Annotated in this window: 15 protein-coding genes and 1 pseudogene; 7 read left to right on the top strand and 9 right to left on the bottom strand. The window is 64.7% G+C overall.

The genetic code is table 11. The features are described 5' to 3' along the window. Positions 1 to 70 precede the first annotated feature (70 nt). Complete coding sequence (gene glmM, locus ACP7AD_RS02590; protein ID WP_426144679.1) at positions 71 to 1402, top strand: phosphoglucosamine mutase; 1332 nt, start codon at positions 71 to 73, stop codon at positions 1400 to 1402. A 168-nt stretch (positions 1403 to 1570) separates the two neighbouring features. Here glmM and ACP7AD_RS02585 read toward each other — a convergent pair whose 3' ends face one another. From ACP7AD_RS02585 to ACP7AD_RS02565, 5 genes are all read right to left on the bottom strand, one after another. Next, on the bottom strand, positions 1571 to 1714 hold the full coding sequence (locus ACP7AD_RS02585; protein WP_426144680.1) for a DUF3149 domain-containing protein: 144 nt from the start codon (positions 1712 to 1714) through the stop codon (positions 1571 to 1573). Between the two features lie 185 nt (positions 1715 to 1899). Then, positions 1900 to 3318 carry an efflux transporter outer membrane subunit gene (locus ACP7AD_RS02580; RefSeq protein WP_426144682.1) on the bottom strand — a complete coding sequence of 473 codons (1419 nt, stop codon included), beginning with the start codon at positions 3316 to 3318 and terminating at the stop codon, positions 1900 to 1902. A gap of 145 nt (positions 3319 to 3463) precedes the next feature. Next, entirely contained in the window at positions 3464 to 6700 is a 3237-nt protein-coding gene (locus tag ACP7AD_RS02575; RefSeq protein ID WP_426144683.1) for an efflux RND transporter permease subunit, read from the bottom strand. A 798-nt stretch (positions 6701 to 7498) separates the two neighbouring features. Next, the gene (locus ACP7AD_RS02570) at positions 7499 to 10759 is read right to left on the bottom strand and encodes an efflux RND transporter permease subunit (RefSeq protein ID WP_426144895.1); all 3261 of its coding nucleotides are present in this window, start codon (positions 10757 to 10759) and stop codon (positions 7499 to 7501) included. Between the two features lie 89 nt (positions 10760 to 10848). Continuing rightward, the gene (locus ACP7AD_RS02565; RefSeq protein WP_426144685.1) at positions 10849 to 12231 is read right to left on the bottom strand and encodes an efflux RND transporter periplasmic adaptor subunit; all 1383 of its coding nucleotides are present in this window, start codon (positions 12229 to 12231) and stop codon (positions 10849 to 10851) included. Between the two features lie 272 nt (positions 12232 to 12503). On the opposite strand from ACP7AD_RS02565, the gene ACP7AD_RS02560 reads away from it, so the two are divergent. The 3 genes and pseudogenes from ACP7AD_RS02560 (at position 12504) to ACP7AD_RS02550 (ending at position 14428) form a co-directional block, all read left to right on the top strand. Then, entirely contained in the window at positions 12504 to 13016 is a 513-nt protein-coding gene (locus ACP7AD_RS02560; protein WP_426144687.1) for a GNAT family N-acetyltransferase, read from the top strand. Positions 13017 to 13036: 20 nt separating this feature from the next. Then, positions 13037 to 13529, top strand: a pseudogene (locus ACP7AD_RS02555) (SulP family inorganic anion transporter); the annotation flags it as partial. A 44-nt stretch (positions 13530 to 13573) separates the two neighbouring features. After that, positions 13574 to 14428 carry a universal stress protein gene (locus ACP7AD_RS02550; protein ID WP_426144689.1) on the top strand — a complete coding sequence of 285 codons (855 nt, stop codon included), beginning with the start codon at positions 13574 to 13576 and terminating at the stop codon, positions 14426 to 14428. On the opposite strand, the gene arsB is transcribed toward ACP7AD_RS02550, so the two are convergent. From arsB to ACP7AD_RS02535, 3 genes are all read right to left on the bottom strand, one after another. Continuing rightward, complete coding sequence (gene arsB / locus ACP7AD_RS02545) at positions 14397 to 15458, bottom strand: ACR3 family arsenite efflux transporter (RefSeq protein WP_426144690.1); 1062 nt, start codon at positions 15456 to 15458, stop codon at positions 14397 to 14399. The genes ACP7AD_RS02550 and arsB overlap by 32 nt on opposite strands. A gap of 27 nt (positions 15459 to 15485) precedes the next feature. Further along, positions 15486 to 15989 (bottom strand): arsenate reductase ArsC, encoded by a 504-nt coding sequence (locus ACP7AD_RS02540; RefSeq protein WP_426144691.1) that lies wholly within the window; start codon positions 15987 to 15989, stop codon positions 15486 to 15488. Between the two features lie 98 nt (positions 15990 to 16087). Then, positions 16088 to 16438 (bottom strand): ArsR/SmtB family transcription factor, encoded by a 351-nt coding sequence (locus ACP7AD_RS02535; RefSeq protein ID WP_426144693.1) that lies wholly within the window; start codon positions 16436 to 16438, stop codon positions 16088 to 16090. A gap of 84 nt (positions 16439 to 16522) precedes the next feature. Here ACP7AD_RS02535 and arsC point away from each other — a divergent pair, with 84 nt between their 5' ends. The 3 genes from arsC to ACP7AD_RS02520 all read left to right on the top strand — a co-directional run bounded on the left by arsC (position 16523) and on the right by ACP7AD_RS02520 (position 18083). Then, on the top strand, positions 16523 to 16954 hold the full coding sequence (arsC, locus tag ACP7AD_RS02530; protein WP_426144695.1) for an arsenate reductase (glutaredoxin): 432 nt from the start codon (positions 16523 to 16525) through the stop codon (positions 16952 to 16954). Continuing rightward, a complete protein-coding gene (gene arsH / locus ACP7AD_RS02525; protein WP_426144697.1) occupies positions 16941 to 17672 on the top strand; it encodes an arsenical resistance protein ArsH in 732 nt (243 codons plus the stop codon). The genes arsC and arsH overlap by 14 nt, the downstream gene beginning before the upstream one ends. 174 nt (positions 17673 to 17846) lie before the next feature. Further along, positions 17847 to 18083 (top strand): hypothetical protein, encoded by a 237-nt coding sequence (locus ACP7AD_RS02520; protein WP_426165972.1) that lies wholly within the window; start codon positions 17847 to 17849, stop codon positions 18081 to 18083. Between the two features lie 15 nt (positions 18084 to 18098). On the opposite strand, the gene ACP7AD_RS02515 is transcribed toward ACP7AD_RS02520, so the two are convergent. Further along, a complete protein-coding gene (locus ACP7AD_RS02515; protein WP_426144700.1) occupies positions 18099 to 19073 on the bottom strand; it encodes an NADPH:quinone oxidoreductase family protein in 975 nt (324 codons plus the stop codon). Between the last annotated feature and the right edge of the window lie 48 nt (positions 19074 to 19121).

Below are 19121 nucleotides of genomic sequence, written 5' to 3'. Positions count from 1 at the left end.
GCCATAAAATCAGACCGAAGCCATGCCCTCCTGGGCTGAACGCTGCAAAACAACTCAAGAACCAATACCCATGACAAGAAAATACTTTGGCACCGATGGCATTCGCGGCACAGTGGGACAGGCTCCCATCACGCCTGATTTCGTACTTCGTCTGGCCCATGCAGTGGGACGCGTGCTGCGCAGGACCGAAGCGCGCCCGACCGTGCTGATCGGCAAGGACACCCGGATTTCGGGCTACATGCTGGAAAGCGCGCTGGAGTCCGGCTTCAATTCAGCCGGCGTTGACGTGGTGTTGCTCGGGCCGCTGCCCACGCCCGGCGTCGCTTACCTCACGCGGGCGCAGCGCGCCAGCCTGGGCGTGGTGATCAGCGCCAGCCACAACCCTTTTGCCGACAACGGCATCAAGTTTTTTAGCGCCCAGGGCACCAAGCTCAACGACGAATGGGAGTCGGCGGTGGAAGCCGCGCTCGACGAGCCGCCGGTCTGGGCGGATTCGGCGTCACTGGGAAAAACCCGCCGGCTTGACGATGCCGCCGGGCGTTACATCGAATTCTGCAAAAGCACGTTTGCCAACGACCTGACGCTCAAGGGCCTGAAGATCGTGGTCGATGGCGCGCATGGCGCGGCCTATCAGATTGCGCCCATGGTGTTTCATGAGCTTGGGGCCGAGGTGATAGCCATCGGCTGCGCGCCCGATGGCCTCAATATCAACGCCGGTTTCGGCGCGACCCATCCGGCAGCACTGGTGGCCGCCGTGCGGGCCAACGGCGCTGATTACGGCATTGCTCTCGATGGCGATGCTGACCGGCTACAGGTGGTCGATGCCACAGGCCGACTGTTCAACGGCGATGAAGTGCTGTTCCTGATGGTCAACGAGCGGCTGGCACGCGGCGAAAAAGTCCCGGGCACTGTCGGGACCCTGATGACCAACATGGCCGTGGAAGTGGCGCTGAAGGCCAAAGGCCTGGAGTTTGTGCGCGCGCAGGTCGGTGACCGCTACGTGCTTGAAGAGCTTGAAAAGCGCGGCTGGCTGCTGGGCGGCGAGGGCTCCGGCCATTTGCTGGCGCTGGACAAGCACACCACCGGTGACGGCCTCATCAGCGCGCTGCAGGTGCTGCAAGCCTGCGTGCGCAGCCAGCAGACGCTGTCGGAACTGCTTTCGGATGTGGTGCTGTTTCCGCAAACCCTGATCAATGTCCGGCTCAAGCCCGGTCAGAACTGGAAAGACAGCGCGGAACTTGCGGCGCAAACCGAAGCGGTGCGGATCGAACTGGGCGACACTGGCCGCATCCTGATCCGGGCCAGCGGCACCGAACCGCTGCTGCGCGTGATGGTCGAGGCACGCGATGCAGAACAGGCCAGGGCCTGTGCCGAGCGGGTGGCCGACACGGTGCGCTTCTGAGCCAGCCTGACCGGCGACCGGACCGGCCGGCAGCACGCTGGACGCTGCGCCGAAGAACATTGCCGACACCGTGTCATTGTCATTGTCATTGTCGCTGTCGTGATCGAGTTTGGGTAGGCGCGGCGTGACCACATGCGCGGTCGAAACGCCCACGGCCGCCCTGGCAGCCTACCTGCGGGGGGCCGTCGGATCGTGTTTCATCTTGCCCATGAACAACCGAATAAAAAATCCCATCATGCACAACATGAATATGATTCCCCCAATGCTCATCAGGCCATAGTCGGTGGAAAACAGGTCAGTCAGCAGTTTCATGGTCTTAGCTCCTTTTGTTTGAAACGACTATCCCTCATTCGCTCTAGGGGCATTCTGATCCAGGTCAACAGTGGGCCGTTGCACTCAGTTTTCAGGGCATGTGTCCTCGCTGTCGGCCATGAATTTGCTGGCAAACGATTCCCGCTTCATTGCAGGAGGCCTTGAATTGCGCGCGGCTACCGGTGTCATTGCTCCGCCTGCCAGCCGCCGCCGAGCGACTGGATCAGGGCGACGGCGGTGGTCTGGCGGTCGGCCATGGCCTGCACCAGCGTGCGGCGCGCGCTCAGCGCGGTGGCCTGGGCGGTAATCACTTCGGTGTAGCCGACCTGGCCGCTGCGGTAGCGGTTGAGCACCTGCTGCTCGACCTGGTCGGCGGCTTCGGACGCCTGGCGGCGCAAATCTTGTTGCATCAAGAGTATGCGGGTTGCGGCCAGCTGGTCTTCAACCCCTTGGAATGCGGTCAGCACGGTTTGCCGGTAGCGCGCCACCGCCTGCGCATGCGCCGCTTCGCTGCCCTGCACCCGCGCGGTGGTGGCGCCGGCGTTGAACAGCGCCTGCACCGCCGACAGGCCGAGCGACCAGACGCTGCTGGACGCGCTGAACAGGTCGGCCACGCGGCTGGAGCCCAACCCATACGAGGCGCCCAGCGACAGGCTGGGGTAGTAGGCGCTGCGGGCGATGCCGATTTTTTCATTGGCCACGGCCACGGCGCGCTCGGCCGCCGCAATGTCGGGGCGGCGCTGCAGCAGCGTGGAGGGAATGCCGACCGGAATTTCAGGTACTGTCGGCTTCCAGGCTTGCGGCGCCACGGAAAAGTTAGCCGGCGCTTCGCCCACCAGCACGGCAATGGCGTGTTCCAGCTGGGCGCGCTGGCGCAGCAGCCCGGCCTCGTCGGCCCGGGCATTGGCCAGCTGGGTTTGCGCCTGCAGTACATCGGTTTTGGCCGCGATGCCGGCGGTGTAGCGGTTTTGCGTGATTTCCAGGCTGCGCTGAAAACCGGCGAGGGTGCTTTCAAGCAGCGCTTTTTGCGCATCGACCTGGCGCAGCGTCAGGTAATTGACGGCCAGTTCGCCCTGCGCCGACAGCCGGGCCGATGCCAGATCGGCTTCGCTGGCCTGCGCGCTGGCCGTGCTGCTCTCCACCGCGCGGCCCAGGCGGCCCCAGACATCGGGCTCCCAGCTGCCGCCCATGCTGAGCTGGTAGCTGTTGCCGGTGCGACCGCCGCTGGTGCTGCTGCTGGAACTGGCGCTGCTGTGCGACCGGTTGGCGCCGCCGTCCAGCGTGACTGAGGGAAACAGCGAAGACCGCTGCTCGCGCACCACGGCGCGGGCCTGCGCATAAGCGGCCACGGCGGCGGCGACGTTCTGGTTGGACACATCGACCCGGGCGGCCAGCTGGCCCAGCACCGGGTCGCCGAACAAGCTCCACCAGGGGCCGCGTTCCAGCGCATCGGCGGGCGCTGCAGCTACCCAGCCGGCGGCCTCCTTAAAAGCACTGATGTCGGGCGTGGCGGGGCGCTCGTAATCGGGGCCGACGGCGCAGCCGCCGAGCGCCACGGCCAAGGCCGCAACGAGGAGTTTGCAGGGATGAAGTGTTGAGCGCATGGGTAACTTTATGAATTCGTCATTCCCGCGAAGGCGGGAATCCAGACGCCGCAAAACGCCCGCCTTGGCGAAGGACCATGGATTCCCGCCTTCGCGGGAATGACAGCGGTTTTAGCGTGGGGTAAAAAAATCAGCACGGCTTGGCTCATTGCGGTTGCAACGGCCGGACGGCGGGCGGCTCGTCGGACGGGTCATGCGGATGGCGGCTTAGGTGGCGTTCGGACGCGCTGCGGCGGCGCAGCTTGTCGAGCAGCACATACACCACCGGCGTGGTCAGCAGCGTGAGCAACTGGCTGGCGATCAGCCCGCCGATGATGGTGATGCCCAGCGGCCGGCGCAACTCTGCCCCTTCGCCAAAGCCGATGGCCAGCGGCAGCGCACCCAGGATGGCAGCCATCGTCGTCATCAGGATCGGCCGGAAACGCAGCAGGCAGGCCTCGCGCACCGCGTCCACGGCGCTCAGGCCGCGCGCGCGTTCGGCGTCCAGCGCGAAGTCAATGATCAAGATGGCGTTTTTCTTGACAATGCCGATCAGCAAAAAAATGCCGATCAGCGCGATGATGGACAAATCCATCTTGAACAGCAGCAGCGCCAGCATCGCGCCCACGCCGGCTGACGGCAGCGTGGAAATCACCGTCAACGGGTGGATCAGGCTTTCGTACAGGATGCCGAGCACGATGTAGATCACCACCAGCGCCGCCAGAATCAAGAGCGGCTGCTCGCCTTGCGACTGCTGCGCGCTGAGGGCCGTGCCCGAAAAACTTCCGCGCACATTGTTGGGCAGGCTGATCGCGGCTTCCGCTTCCTTGACGGCGGCTTGCCCATCGCTGAGCGTGCTGCCGGTGGCCAGGTTGTAGGAAATGGTGGTCGAGAGTTCGCCGTCCTCATGGCTGATCGATGACGCCGACGAGTTTTCGCTGAAGCTGGCAATCGCCGACAGCGGCACCATGGTCGTGACGACGCTGCTCAGCGCCTGGCCGGCAGACGGGTCGCGCAGGGCCGGATTCACGACGGACGCGGTCGTGCCGGTCGTGCTGGCAGCCGCCGTGTTTCTTGCCGGCACATAAATGTCCTTGAGCGCTTCGGGGCTGCCGATATAGCGCGGCGCCACCTGCATGATGACCTTGTACTGGTTCAGCTCGCCGTAGATCGTCGCGACCTGGCGCTGGCCGAAGGCGTTGTACAGCGCGTTGTCGACATCGCGCGAACTGATGCCTAGCCGCGCCGCGCTTTCCTTGTCCACCGTGACCATGGTCTCGACGCCGTTTTCCTCCTGGTCGGTGTCCACATCTGTCAGCGCGCTGGCGCCCTTCATCTGATCGGCCAGGCGCGTTGCCCAGCGTTTCAGGTCGGCCGCGTTGTCGCTTTTGAGCGTGTACTGGTAGGTCGAACTGCTCTGGCGCCCGCCGCCGCGCAGGTCCTGCACCGGGTTCAGGAACAGGCTCACGCCGGTGACCTGCGCCAGTTGCGGCCGCAGCCGCGCAATCACCGCCTGGCCCGCGTCGCTGCGCTGCCCGACCGGCTTGAGGTTGATGAACATGAAGCCGCCGCCAGCGCGCGAACCGCCGGTGAAACCGACCACGGTATCGACCGCCGGGTCGACGCGGATGATCTCGACCAGCGCCTTGAGCTTGGTCTGCATCGCCTGGAAGGAAATGCTGCGGTCGGCGCGCAGAAAACCGTTGATCTGCCCCGTGTCCTGCTGCGGAAAAAAGCCCTTCGGCGCGGCAATGTAGAGGTAGACGTTCAGGCCGATCACGGCCAGCAGCGTCAGCATGACGAGCAGCTTGGCTGAAAGCGCCCAGTCCAGCGCAATTTCATAGCTTCTCAGCAGCCGCTTGAAACCGTTTTCAAAGCTTCGGGCGATGCGTCCCGGCGGTTTGTCGGCGCCAGCGGGTTTGAGCAGCCAGGCGCACATCATCGGCGTGGTGGTGAGCGAGATCACCAGCGAGATCATCACCGCCGCCGACAGCGTGACGGCGAATTCGCGAAACAGCCGGCCGGTCTGCCCGCCCATGAACAGCAGCGGAATGAACACCGCCACCAGCGAGAGGCTGATCGACAGGACAGTAAAGCCGACCTCGCTCGCGCCCAGCAGCGCCGCCTTGAAACGGTCCATGCCGGCTTCAATGTGGCGGCTGGTGTTTTCCAGCACGACGATGGCGTCATCGACGACGAAGCCGGTCGCCACGGTGAGCGCCATCAGGCTCAGGTTGTTCAGGCTAAAACCCAGCAAATACATCACGCCGAAGGTGCCCAGCAGCGACACCACGGTGGCCACGGCGGGAATGAAGGTGGCGCGCGCGCTGCGCAAAAAAGCGCTGACCACCAGCACCACCAGCGCAATCGAGATCAGCAGCGTGACCTCGATTTCCCGGAGCGAGGCACGAATGGAGTTGGTCGAGTCCGACGCCACCTGCAGTTCCACATCGGGTGGCAGTTGCGCCTGCAACTCGGGCAGCAGGGCGCGCACGCCATCGACGGTGGCGATCACATTGGCATCGGGCTGGCGCGTGACCAGCACGACGACCGCCGGCTGGCCGTTGAACAGGCCCAGGGTGTTGGTGTTTTCCACGCCGTTGCTGATCTCGGCCACGTCGCTCAGGCGAATCGCCGCGCCGCTCCGCCAGGCGACGATCAGCCCCCGGTAGTCTGCCGCGCGCAGCCCGCCGGACGCGGTGTTGCCGGCTGCATAGATCTGCAGGCGCTGGCCGTTGCCTTCGATGGCGCCGCGCGGCCGGTTGGCGTTGGACGCCTGCAGCGCGGCGCGCACGTCTTCCATGCTGACGCCGTAGCGGTTCAGCGCGAACGGCAGCAGCTCGACGCGCACGGCAGGGAGCGAGCCGCCGCCGAGTTCCACGTCGCCGACGCCGGGTACCTGGGCGATTTTTTGCTGCACCAGGTTGGAAACCTCGTCGTAGATCTGGCCGGGCGAGCGGGTCTTGGACGTCAGCGCCAGGATGATGACCGGCGACGAGGCCGGGTTGGCCTTGCGGTAGGTCGGGTTGCTGCGCAGCGTGGCGGGCAGGTCGGCGCGCGAGGCGTTGATGGCGGCCTGGACTTCGCGGGCGGCGGCGTCAATCTTGCGGTTCAGGTCGAACTGCAGGCTGATGCGGGTCGAGCCGGTGCCGCTGTTGGACGTCATTTCGTTGACGCCGGCGATCACGCCCAGTCGTCTTTCGAGGGGCGTTGCGACGCTGCTGGCCATGGTGCCGGGGCTGGCGCCGGGCAGGGAGGCGCTGACTGTGATGGTTGGGAAATCGACCTGGGGCAGGGGGGCGACTGGCAGGACGAAGAAGGCGCCAATGCCTGCCAGGGCCAGGCCTATGGTCAGGAGGATGGTGGCGATGGGGCGGTTGATGAAGGGGCCGGACAGGTTCATGGTCTGGCTCCTGCTCTACGTTTCGCTGCGATTTTGTTCTGCGTTAGCTTTGCTGGGTTGGGCTGGCCGGGGGTTGCCCGGCGGCAACTCACTTTTCTTTGCTTCGCCAAAGAAAAGTAAGCAAAAGAAAGGCGACCCGGCTGTCTAGGTCCCTTCGCTTCGCTACGGGCAACCTGTGATGATCGGCAAAAGCGGGGGTCCGCGCAAACTCGCCTGCGGCTCAGACAGCGCGCGGCCCTGATCCCGCTTTTGCCGCTCATCACAGGCCCAGCCAGAACGGGACTGGCGGATACGGATACGGATACGGATACGGATACGGATACGGATACGGATACGGGAGCGGAACCCCGTGTTTGTGCATAAAAAGTGCCGTTCCCGCAAGAACTACCTGCGCAACCAGCTATCGAATTAATAGCATTCGGGGCTAAAACCCGGGCGCGGTGGCTGTTTGGCTGTTCGGCTGTTCGGATTTCATTCCCCGCCCGTCCCGTTCTGTCTGGGCCTGCGATGCCCCGGAAAAACGGGATCAGGGCGGCGCGCTGTTTGAGCGAAACGCAGTGAAGCGAGTTTGCGCCGACCCCCGTTTTTTCGGGGCAGCGCAGGTCGCCCGAAGCGAAGCGAAGGGACCCAGACAGCCGGGTCGCCTTTTCTTTGGTGACTTTCTTTTGGCGAAGCAAAAGAAAGTTACTTGCCGCCGGGCAACCCCCGGCCAGCAGGTCCATGCAGCGTAAACCACTATCAATTAAATAGCTGAATACGCAAGCAGGACAAGCGCAAACCGCATAAAAAGCATAAAAATCAGGCAACAGCAGCATCCACCCGCTCCTTGCGCCCAACACGCCGCCCCAGCCGGTCAAACGCCAGGTAAATGACCGGCGTCGTGAACAGCGTCAACACCTGGCTAACAATCAATCCGCCAAAAATCGCCAGCCCCAGCGGCCGCCGCAACTCAGCGCCCTCGCCAAACCCCAGCATCAGTGGAACCGCCGCAAACAGCGCCGCCAGCGTCGTCATCAAGATCGGCCGAAAGCGCAGCAGCGCCGCCTGGTGAATCGCCTCCTGCGGCGACATGCCCTGGTTGCGCTCGGCGTCAATCGCAAAGTCGATCATCATGATGGCGTTCTTTTTCACGATGCCGATCAACAAGATGATGCCGATGATGCCGATCACGCCCAGGTCCGAGCCGCTGATCATCAGCGCCAGCAAGGCGCCGACACCCGCCGACGGCAGCGTCGAGAGAATCGTCATCGGGTGCACATAGCTTTCATACAACACGCCCAGCACGATGTACACGCAGACCACCGCCGCCAAAATCAGCCACAGCTGGTTGGAGAGCGACGACTGGTAAGCCCCGGCCGCGCCCAAAAAGCTCAAGGTCACGCTGGCCGGTAGGGCAATGTCTTTCGCCGCCTGCTTGATGTCATCAACCGCCTTGCCCAGCGACACGCCCGGCGCGGTGTCAAACCCCAACGTCGTGGCCGGGTACTGCGCGACGTGGGTGATCTGCAGCGGCGCGGGCTGCTCGGTGATGGTGGCAATCGACGCTAGGGGCGTGGTCGTGCCGGCGCCGGTCTTCAACGGCAGGTTACCCAGCGACGCCGGCGTGGCCAGCGCGTCGGGCAGGGCTTCGAGGATCACGCGGTACTGGTTGGTCTCGGTGAAGATGGTCGAGACGATGCGCTGGCCAAACGCGCTGTAAAGCGCATCGTCAATCGTCGAGGTTGAAATGCCCAGCCGGGAAGCGGTGTCGCGGTCCACGTTGATGAAGGCTGCCGTGCCCTGCGCGCCGGCGTCCGACACCACGTTGCGCAGGCTGGCGGACTGCGCCATGCGCTCGGCCAGCCGGTTGGCCCACTGCACCACCACGGCATTGCTCGCGCCTTCCATCGACACGCGGAACTGCGTCGGGCCGGTTTCGGCGTCAATCGTCAAATCCTGCGTCGGCTGCAGGTACAGCGTGACGCCCGCGACCCGGCTGGCGCGCTCCCTCAGCCGGTCCATGGTGTCCTGCTGGCTGCCGATGCGCTCTTTTTTCAGGTTGATCAGCATGCGGCCGGTGTGCAGCATGGTGTTGTTGGCCGCATCGACGCCGATGAAGGAGCTCAGCGCGTCCACATCCGGGTCCTGCAAAATCTCGCGCGCGGCCGCCTGCTGCAATTCGGCCATGCGCGCATACGACACCGATTGGGCGGTTTCGACGCGCGCCTGCAACTGGCCAGTGTCCTGCGTCGGGAACAGGCCTTTGGGAATCAATATGTACAGCAGCACGGTGAGCAGCAGCGTGGCCAGCGCCACCCCCAGCGTCAGACCCTGGCGCCTGAGCACCCAAGTCAGCGACTGGTCGTAGCGGACGATGACGTTGTCCAAAAAGCCCCCACGCTCCCCGCTTCGCGTGGTTCGCTGCCCCCCGAGGGGGCCGCCCCGTCTGCGGCCTGGCGAAGCCAGTTCCGCGACCGGAACTTGTACGGGCGGGGACGTGGCGCTGCCCGTGCTGATGAACTGACCGGGTCTTCCTTTAAGCCACTTAGCGGACATCATTGGCACCAAGGTGAGCGACACCACCGCCGAAATCAAAATCGTGATGGCCAGCGTGATGGCGAATTCGCGGAACAGCCGGCCGACCACATCGCCCATGAACAGCAGCGGAATCAGCACCGCGATCAGCGACACCGTCAGTGAAATGATCGTGAAGCCGATCTGCTTGGCGCCCTTGAGTGCAGCCAGCATCGGCGATTCGCCTTCCTCGATGTAGCGCGAGATGTTCTCGATCATCACGATGGCGTCATCGACCACGAAGCCGGTGGCAATCGTCAGCGCCATCAGGCTCAGGTTGTTCAGGCTGTAGCCCAGCAGGTACATCGCGCCGCAGGTGCCGATGAGCGAGATCGGCACCGACAGGCTGGCGATCACCGTGGCCCGCAGGTTGTGCAAAAACGCGAAAATCACCAGCACCACCATCAGCACGGCCAGCAGCAGCTCGATCTCGACATGCAGCACGGAAGCCCGGATGCCGGTGGTTCGGTCGCTCAGCACATCGACGCGCATCGAGGTCGGCAGGCCGGCCTGCAATTCGGGCAAGCGCGCCTTGATCGCGTCCACCGTGGCAATCACGTTCGCACCGGGCTGGCGCTGGACATTCAAAATAATAGCGGGGACCAGCCGCCGGCCGGGCGTTCCCAAGCAATCTTGTTCATTTTTTGATGCGGGTGACGCATTCTTGGAACAGGCGATGCTGGCCCAGGCGCCGAGCTGGGTGTTCTCGGCGCTTTCCACGACCCGGGCCACGTCGGAAACACGCACCGCCGCGCCGTTGCGAAAGGCAATGATCAGGCCTTGGTAGTCGCTGGCGGCCAGCAGCTGGTCGTTGGAATTGATCGAATACGAGCGCGTCGGCCCGTCGATGCTGCCCTTGGCGCCGTTGGCATTGGCGGCGCTGATCGCGGTGCGCAGCGCATCGAGCCCCAGCCCGTAGGACGCTAGTGCCCGGGTGTCGGCCTGGATGCGCACGGCGGGGCGTTGGCCGCCGCTGAGCGCGACCAGCCCGACGCCGCTGACCTGGCTGATCTTCAGCGCCAGCCGGGTGTTGACGATGTTCTGCACCTCGGTCAGCGGCAGCGTGTCCGACGTGATCGCCAGCGTGAGCACCGGTGCATCGGCCGGATTGACCTTGGCATACACCGGCGGCGCGGGCAAATCAGCCGGCAGCAGCGAGCCGCCGGCGTTGATTGCCGCCTGCACTTGCTGCTCGGCCACGTCCAGCGCCAGCCCCAGGCCGAACTGCAGCGTGACGATGGACACGCCCGCCGTGCTGGTCGAGCTCATGCGGGACAGGCCCGCCATCTGGCCGAACTGGCGCTCCAGCGGCGCGGTGACGGTCTGCGCCATCACTTCAGGGCTGGCGCCGGGGTAGAGCGTCTGCACCTGGATGGTCGGGTAATCGACCTGCGGCAGGGCCGACAACGGCAGCAGCCTGAAGCCGACCAGTCCGGCCAGCACGATGGCCAGCATCAGCAGCGCGGTCGCCACCGGACGCATGATGAACGGCCGCGACGGGCTCAGGGTCGAGGCTGGCGCGTTGCCGCCGAAGTCGCCGGATGGCTCCAAGTCGCCAGGTGGAAAGCCCGGTGCGCTGGCTGGCTTGCTCGCGTTCATGCGCCCTCGGCCTGCGAAGCGCGGTGACGTTGCGCGCTGGCGGCGCCCGAAGCAGGGGTTGACGCTGGCGCCACCCCATCGCCTGCTGCTGAAGCGCCCGGTTTGACGCCATCGGCCGGCGCAACGGGCCGCTGTCGCTTGCCGCCGCCCGCGCCGTTCGCGCCCCTGGGGCTATCGCCCGGCAGCACCACCGGTGCGCCGTCTTTCAGCCGGTCGGCGCCTTCGGTGATGACCTGCTCGCCCGCCTTCAGGCCCGAGGCAATCTGGATCTTGTCTGCCGTGGCCTGGCCGCGCTGGACTGGCCGCAGGCTGACCGTGCGCTCGGCGGCATTCACCACATAGACATAGTCGCCGGCATTGCCGTGGCGCAGCGCCGCCACCGGCACCGTGACAGCGTTTTCAATCGTCCGCAGCTCCAGCTGCACATTGACGAACTGGCTCGGAAACAGCGCCACCTGGCTATTGGCAAAGCGCGCCTTGGCCTTGACCGTGCCGGTCTGCACATCGACCTGGTTGTCCAGCGAGGCGAACACGCCGGTGTCCAGCGCGCTGGAGCGGGTGCGGTCGAGCGCCGTCACCTTCATCGCCTTGCCGGCCACTGAGGACTGCTGCAACTCGCCCGCGCGGTCCTGCGGAACGGCAAACACCACGTCGATCGGGCTGACCTGCGTGATGACCACAATGCCGTTGGCGTCGCTGCTGTTGACCACATTGCCGACATCGACGGTGCGCAGGCCGACGCGGCCGCTGATCGGCGCGACCACGCGGGCATAGCCCAGGTTCAGCCGGGCAACGCCTTCATTGGCCTTGTCGATCATCACCGTGCCTTCAAGCTGCTTGACCAGCGCGGCCTGCGTATCGACTTCCTGCCGGGCAATCGAGTCCTGCGCCAGCAGCGTCTTGAAGCGCGCCAAGGTGACGCGGGCGCTGGCCAGTTGCGCTTCGTCGCGCTGGCGCTGGCCGCTGGCCTGCATCAGCGCGAGTTCGAACTGGCGCGGGTCGATGGTTGCCATCAGCTCGCCGGCGCGCACCATCTGGCCTTCCTTGAACAGCACCTTTTCCATCACGCCCGACACCTGCGGCCGGACCTTGACGGTGGCCTGCGGCGTGACGGTGCCCAGCGCTTCAAGGATGACCGGAATGCGGCTGCTTTCGGCGGCCGCCACGCCGACGGTGGTGGCTACTGCGCCGCGCCGCCCGCCCGCTGCGCCGGGTCCGCCAGCGGGTGGATCGGGATGCGTCAGGTGCCAGGCCAGCCAGCCGGTGCCGGCCAGCGCCAGCACCGCCAGCGCGCTGCCCAGCAGGCGCGAGCGGCGGCTCATGTGTTTGGTGGGAAGGGTGTTGCTGTGGATGGGCGGGGTCTCGACACGGGTATCCATCAGCGGTCCTTTTGCATGCCAGGGCAGGTCGCTGCCGGCGGCATTTTCATTTCTACGGGAGGGGAAGGCGCCATGAATGGCCGGGGCGCATTGACAAGTCTTGCACTGAATAAATTATCACTGCAAGCGTCCGTGCGCGGATGTCGCCCCGGAAATAGGGCGGTAAACATCCGGTAAAGCAAAAGCGGTCAGCAAGTCGGTGCGGGCGCTTGCCCTGGCACTTGCGGCTGGTCCTTAAAATCATCCCCCTAGCCACCGCCATAGAGCCCCCCGTGACCCATTCCACTGAATCGATTTCGCCCCGCCTGCAGGTCTGCCGGGCCGACTATTCCAATCCCGTCCACGCCGATGCGCTGGTTTGCCTGCTCGACGCCTATGCGCAAGACCCGGCCGGCGGCGGCGAAGCGCTGAGCGCGTTCGCCAAGTCCAACCTGGTGAAGGAACTGGCCGCACGGCCGCAGGCCTTCAGCGTGCTGGCTTTTGCTGACGACCAGGCGGTCGGCCTGGTCAACTGCATCGAAGGCTTTTCGACCTTTGCCTGCCGTCCGCTGGTTAATGTCCATGATGTGGCGGTGCTGGCCGGCCATCGGGGTCAGCGGGTGGGCGAACAGATGCTGGCGCTGGTCGAGAAAATCGCCCGCGAGCGCGGCGCCTGCAAGCTGACGCTGGAGGTGCTTGCCGGCAATGCCAGCGCCGTGCGGCTGTATGAGCGCGTGGGATTCGCTGGCTACCAGCTCGATCCGGCGATGGGCAAGGCGCAGTTTTTTCAGAAGTTGCTAGGGTAAGCGGCGCCTTTCCTGCCTCCATCCGCCAGGACGGGTTCGCCAACGCACGGGGCGACTTGCTCGCCGGCATCGTGGTCGCTCGGGCCCTGGTTCCCGAGGCGGTTGCCTTTTCCATCATTGCCGGCGTTGACCCGAAGGTCGGCCTGTACGCGTCCTTCAGCATTGCCGTGATCGTTGTCTTTACCGACAGCGGCTACCGGCGCCATGGCGCTGGGGCTGGACATCCGCACCGTCGGCGACATGGGTGCGCAGCCCGACAGCCTGCTGATTTTCCTGCTGCCCGACTTGCCGCTGACCCTGGAAACGTTCAAAATCATCTTTCCCTATGCCGCCACGCTGGCCGTGGCGGGCCTGTTGGAGTCGATGATGACCGCTTCGATCGTGGGCGAGCTGACCGACACGCCAAGCAACAAGAGCCGCGAATGCATGGGGCAGGGCTTGGCCAACATCGCTACCGGTTTCATTGGCTGTATGGCGGGCTACGCCATGATGGACCAGTCGGTGATCAATGTTGACGCTGTTGAACAAGTCCTGCACTGAAAACCAAAGGAAACACCATGAACAAGGTTTGCGCCTGCATTGACGGGTTGGCCAACACCTCTTGCGTGATCGACTGGGCCGCCTGGTCCGCATTGCGGCTGGGCACGCCGCTGGAGTTGCTGCATGTACTGGAACGCGCCGACCGCCCGCTGGTCACCGACTTCAGCGGCACCATCGGTCTGGGCGCGCAGGAAGCGCTGCTCGATGAACTGATCAAGCTCGATGCCCAGCGTAGCAAGCTGGCGCAGGAAGCCGGCCAGCGGCTGATGGCCGACGCCCGCGCGCGCGCCGCCGCCGCCGGCGTGCAGCAGCTCGACGTGCGGCAGCGCCATGGCGAACTGCTCGACAACGTGCTGGAGATGGAGCCGGACGCGCGCCTGTTCGTGCTGGGTGAGCACTACCAGGCCAGCGGTGCGTCGAAGATTCACCTCGACCACCATGTCGAGCGCGTGATTCGCTCGGTGAAGCGCCCGGTGCTGGTGGCCACAAGCGCGCCATTCGCGCCGCCCACGCTGTTCGTCATCGCCTTTGACGGCAGCCCGACGGCACGCAAGACCGTCGAGACCGTAGCGCGCAGCCCGATGCTCAAGGGCCTGCCGGTGATCGTGGCGATGGCGGGCGAGGACACCACGCAGGCACAACGGCAGCTTGAAGAAGCCTGGCAGTCGCTGGTGGCGGCGGGTTTCGAGGCTTCGGTGAAACTGCTGCCTGGCGAACCGGAAGAGGTGCTGCCGGCCTTTGTCAAGGCGCAGGGCGCTTCGCTGCTGGTGATGGGCGCCTACGGCCACTCGCGCATCCGCCAGCTGATCGTCGGCAGCACGACGACCACGCTGCTGCGGCTCAGCGAGGTGCCGGTGCTGATCCTGCGGTAGCTGCTCCAGCAGGCTGCGGCGCAAACCAGTGCTGCGTGCGGTTGATGATGGCGACCAGCGACAGCATCACCGGCACCTCGACCAGCACGCCGACCACGGTGGCCAGCGCCGCGCCGGAATGCAGGCCGAACAGCGAAATCGCCACCGCCACGCCGAGTTCGAAGAAGTTGGAGCCGCCGATGAGGCAGGCCGGACCGGCAATGTTGTGCGGTAATTTAAGCGCTCGCGCGGCAATGTAGCTGACGATGAAGAGACCATAGCTCTGGATCAGCAGCGGCACCGCGATCATTGCAATCACCAGCGGCTTGGCCACGATGGTTTCGGCCTGAAAGCCGAACAGCAGCACCACCGTGGCGATCAGCCCGACCACCGACCACGGCTTGAGCCAGCCGACGAAATGGCTCACCGCGTGGCTGGAGCGTCGCTGCAGCAGGTAGCGCGTGGCCATGCCCGCCACCAGCGGCAGCACCACATACAGCACGGTCGACAGCACCAGCGTTTCCCACGGCACGGTGATGTTCGTCACGCCGAGTAAAAAGGCGGCAATCGGCGCGAAGGCCACGACCATGATCAGGTCGTTGACCGACACCTGCACCAGCGTGTAGCTGGCGTCGCCTTTCACGAGCTGGCTCCAGACGAACACCATCGCAGTGCAGGGCGCCACGCCCAGCAAAATCATGCCGGCGATGTATTCGCTGGCCGACTGCGGATCGACCCACGGCGCAAAAATGTACTGGAAAAAAAGCACGCCCAGCGCCGCCATAGTGAAGGGCTTGATCAGCCAGTTGACGACCAGCGTCAGGAAAAGGCCGCGCGGCTTTTTGCCCACGTCCTTCACCGCCGTCCAGTCGATCTGGATCATCATCGGGTAGATCATCACCCAGATGAACACGGCGACCACCAGGTTGACGTGGGCGATTTCCAGCCCCGCAATCAGCTGGAAAGCGCCGGGCGCCAGCAGGCCCAGGCCAACGCCGGCCAGAATGCCCAGCGCGACCCAGACGGTTAAAAAGCGTTCAAACAATCCCATGGTATTTTTCTTTCTGCAAGGGTTTTCTCAAGCTTGGCGCGGCAGGTCGCGGGCAGTGCCTTGCAACTTCGTTCGTTCGAGTTTTTCCGGCGGCAGGCTGACCAGCAGCGCCAGCCGGCGGTTCAGAGCCAGCAGCGTCTGGCGGAAGGCTTCAAGCTTTTGCGCATCGCTGCCTTCAGTGGCGGACGGGTCGGCATAACCCCAGTGCGCGGTCGCGGGCTGGCCGGGCCAGTGGGGGCAGACCTCGCCGGCGGCGTTGTCGCACACGGTGATCACCAAATCCATGCGCGGCGCATCGGGTTTCCCAAACTCGTCCCAGCTCTTGCTGCGCAGGCCTTCAGTCGGGATACCGGTGTTCTTCAACACTTGCAGTGCCAGCGGATTGGGCTGCTGGTTGTCGCGTGGGTGGCTACCGGCCGAAAAAGCCTTGAAGCGGCCTTTGCCGACGTGGTTCAGGATGGCTTCGGCCAGAATGCTGCGGGCCGAGTTGTGGGTACATAAAAACAGGACATGAAGTGGGTGTTCGGACATGGTGGTGACTCGTGGGTTGAAAGGAAGGGAAAACTATGAAATTGATAGTGGCTAGTGCCCGCCCACATTGCGCGGGAGACCAAAAAGGCTTGAAAACATCAGCAGGTGACGCTTGCGGCGGGACTGCAAGCCTGGCCTTCGCAGCAATGCTCGGTCAGGTAGGCGAGCAGGGCGTTCATGTGCTTGAAGCTGGCGCGGTAGATCAGGTTGCGGCCGCGCGGCTCACTGCTAACCAGGCCGGAGTGAAGCAGCTCCTTCAGGTGAAAAGACAGCGCGCTCGGGGCCACCGCCAGTTGCTCGGCCATGACGCCCGGCGTCAGCCCGTCGGGGCCGGCCACCACCAGCGCCCGGAAAACCCGCAGGCGCTGGGCCTGGGCCAGCGCGGCCAGCGCCTTGACGGCAGAAGATTCATCCAAGGATGCAATTTCGGTGGGAGCTAATGATTCCATCATTCAACTATAATTGAATAATTGAATTGTTGCAATTTTTCAGTGACCGAAAGTGTTTTTCAATTCAAAAGGAGCATCAAGCCAATGGCTGACATCACGATTTATCACAACCCGAAATGCGGCACCTCGCGCAATGTGCTGGCGCTGATCCGTAACACCGGCGCCGAGCCCGAGGTGATCGAGTACCTGAAAACGCCGCCGACGCGCGAAAAACTGGTCGAGCTGATCGCCCGGACGGCCGTTCCCGTCAGAGACATGATGCGGCGCAAGGAAGCGCTGTATGACGAGCTGGCGCTGGGCAATCCGGCAGTTGGTGATGACGCGCTGATCGATGCCATGCTGGCCCATCCCATTCTGATCAACCGGCCCATCGTGGTGACCTCGCTGGGCACCCGGCTGTGCCGACCGTCCGAAGCCGTGCTCGACATCCTGCCGCTGCCGCAACGTGCGGCCTTCACCAAGGAAGACGGCGAGACGGTCATCAACGAACAGGGAGAGCGTGTTGCCGGACGTTAAACCGCTCGCCGTGGACCTGCCCAACATCGATCGGGCGCTTTTCGCGTTGCCCACGCTTGCGCAGTTGCAAGCGCCCGTTGCCAGCCCGCATGCGCCGCGCATCTTGCTGCTCTACGGCTCGGTACGCGAACGCTCCTACAGTAGGCTGGTCAGCGAGGAGGCGGCGCGACTGCTGCAGGCCATGGGCTGCGAGACCCGCACCTTCGACCCGCGCGGCCTGCCGCTGCCCGACGACGCGCCCGACACGCACCCTAAGGTGCAGGAACTGCGGCAACTCGCTTTATGGTCCGAAGGCATGGTCTGGACATCGCCCGAACGCCACGGCGCCATGACCGGCATCATGAAGTCCCAAATCGACTGGATTCCGCTGGCCGACGGCGCGGTGCGGCCGACCCAGGGCAAGACGCTGGCGCTGATGCAGGTGTCGGGCGGCTCGCAGTCGTTCAATGCCGTCAACCAGCTGCGCGTGCTGGGCCGCTGGATGCGCATGCTGACCATTCCCAACCAGTCGTCGGTCGCCAAGGCCTTCCTGGAATTCGACGAGGCTGGCCGCATGAAGCCTTCCAGCTATTACGACCGGGTGGTCGATGTGATGGAGGAACTCGTCAAGTTCACGCTGCTGACCCGGGGCGCGTCGCCCTGGCTGGTGGACCGCTACAGCGAGCGCCGCGAAAGTGCCGAAGCGCTGTCCAAGCGGGTGAACCAGCGCTCGCTGTAGTCGCCACTCAACAATAGGCAAAACAGGCTCTTTACGCTTGCCCAGCATGCGCTGGAAGCTCTTGATTTGATAGCGGTCAGCGGTCTGGTCTCTGGCGGTCGCCGCTGTCACGCAACTGCCTCCGAACTGACACGGCCGCGTCACGCGCCGCATCGAGAATTACGCCATGACCGCTTGAAGGAGCATGCAATGGCCATCGATCAGAACCCCGCCGGTGAGTCCGGACCCGCCGCAGGCCGCATTGCCTGCACCCCCCATCACGATCTGGACAGGCAGCGGCTGCGCATTCTTCGCTGCACCGCCCACGCCATGGCCAGCAGCCCCGGCGGCCTGCGCTTCAAGGCGGGCACCCGGCCGTGGCTCGAAGGCATCCCGGCCGCCTCGTCGCACAATGCCCGGCCGGTCCGCTGAGGCCGGCGCCCGGCTTCAGTTCACCATCACCAGCTTGCCTTTCACCGCACGCGAGCCCATGCGCGCATAGGCGGCCTTGAGTTCGGCCATCGGCATTGTGCCGTCGATCACCGGCTTGATCTTGCCCTGCGCATACCACTGGGCCAGTTCGGCCATCGCGGCAGCGTTGGCCCTGGGCTCGTTCTTGGCAAAGCCGCCCCAGAACACGCCGACGATGGACGCGCCCTTGAGCAGCGTGAGGTTCAGTGGCAGCGCCGGAATGCTGCCTGCCGCAAAACCGACCACCAGGTAGCGGCCGCGCCAGGCAATCGAGCGGAACGCCGGCTCGGCCAGGTCGCCGCCCACCGGGTCGTAGATCACGTCCGGGCCTTTTCCGCCGGTCAGCAGCTTGATGGTTTCGCGTAGATCCTGCGTGCTGTAGTTGATGGTGGCGTCGGCGCCGATGGATCTGCACAGTTCGCATTTTTCATCGCTCGACGCGGCGGCAATGACGCGCGCGCCCAGCGCCTTGGCGATCTGGATGGCCGACGTGCCGACGCCGCCGGCAGCGCCCAGCACCAGCACGGTCTCGCCGGCTTTCAGCTGCGCCCGGTCGGCCAGCGCATGGTGAGAGGTGGCGTAGATCATGATGAAGGCGGCAGCATCGACAAACGGAAAACCTTCAGGCAGCGGCATGCACAGCGCGGCCGGCGCAATGGTGTGGGTGGCAAAGCCGCCTGTTCCCGACAGGCAGGCGACATGCTGGCCGACCTTCAGATGCGTCACGCCGTCGCCCACGGCCTGCACCACGCCGGCATATTCCGAGCCGGGCACGAAGGGCAGAGGGGGCTTCATCTGGTACTTGTTCTGCACGATCAGCAAGTCGGGGAAATTCAGGCTGGCCGCCTTGATTTCGATCAACACCTCGCCGGCCTGGGGCTCGGGCGTGGGCAGTTCGGTCCAGATGAGCGCGTCAACGCCGGTGGGGTTCTTACAAAGCCAGGCATGCATGGACAGGTCTCCAAAGATTAGGAAAAGCCAGTTGTATTCGACGGCAGG

Source organism: Polaromonas sp. DSP2-3-2b2 (assembly GCF_049895905.1).
Taxonomy (GTDB): domain Bacteria; phylum Pseudomonadota; class Gammaproteobacteria; order Burkholderiales; family Burkholderiaceae_C; genus Polaromonas.
Note: the sequence above shows the minus strand (reverse complement) of the source record. Positions and strands in the feature narration are given on the sequence as shown.

Bases quoted from the DNA above. Each gene is read 5' to 3' on its own strand.
- ACP7AD_RS02535 (WP_426144693.1), bottom strand. From the start codon at position 16,438: ATGGAATCATTAGCTCCCACCGAAATTGCATCCTTGGATGAATCTTCT.
- arsB (WP_426144690.1), bottom strand. From the start codon at position 15,458: ATGGGATTGTTTGAACGCTTTTTAACCGTCTGGGTCGCGCTGGGCATT.
- arsC (WP_426144695.1), top strand. From the start codon at position 16,523: ATGGCTGACATCACGATTTATCACAACCCGAAATGCGGCACCTCGCGC.
- ACP7AD_RS02515 (WP_426144700.1), bottom strand. From the start codon at position 19,073: ATGCATGCCTGGCTTTGTAAGAACCCCACCGGCGTTGACGCGCTCATC.
- ACP7AD_RS02580 (WP_426144682.1), bottom strand. From the start codon at position 3,318: ATGCGCTCAACACTTCATCCCTGCAAACTCCTCGTTGCGGCCTTGGCC.
- ACP7AD_RS02575 (WP_426144683.1), bottom strand. From the start codon at position 6,700: ATGAACCTGTCCGGCCCCTTCATCAACCGCCCCATCGCCACCATCCTC.
- glmM (WP_426144679.1), top strand. From the start codon at position 71: ATGACAAGAAAATACTTTGGCACCGATGGCATTCGCGGCACAGTGGGA.
- ACP7AD_RS02585 (WP_426144680.1), bottom strand. From the start codon at position 1,714: ATGAAACTGCTGACTGACCTGTTTTCCACCGACTATGGCCTGATGAGC.
- ACP7AD_RS02565 (WP_426144685.1), bottom strand. From the start codon at position 12,231: ATGGATACCCGTGTCGAGACCCCGCCCATCCACAGCAACACCCTTCCC.
- ACP7AD_RS02540 (WP_426144691.1), bottom strand. From the start codon at position 15,989: ATGTCCGAACACCCACTTCATGTCCTGTTTTTATGTACCCACAACTCG.
- ACP7AD_RS02550 (WP_426144689.1), top strand. From the start codon at position 13,574: ATGAACAAGGTTTGCGCCTGCATTGACGGGTTGGCCAACACCTCTTGC.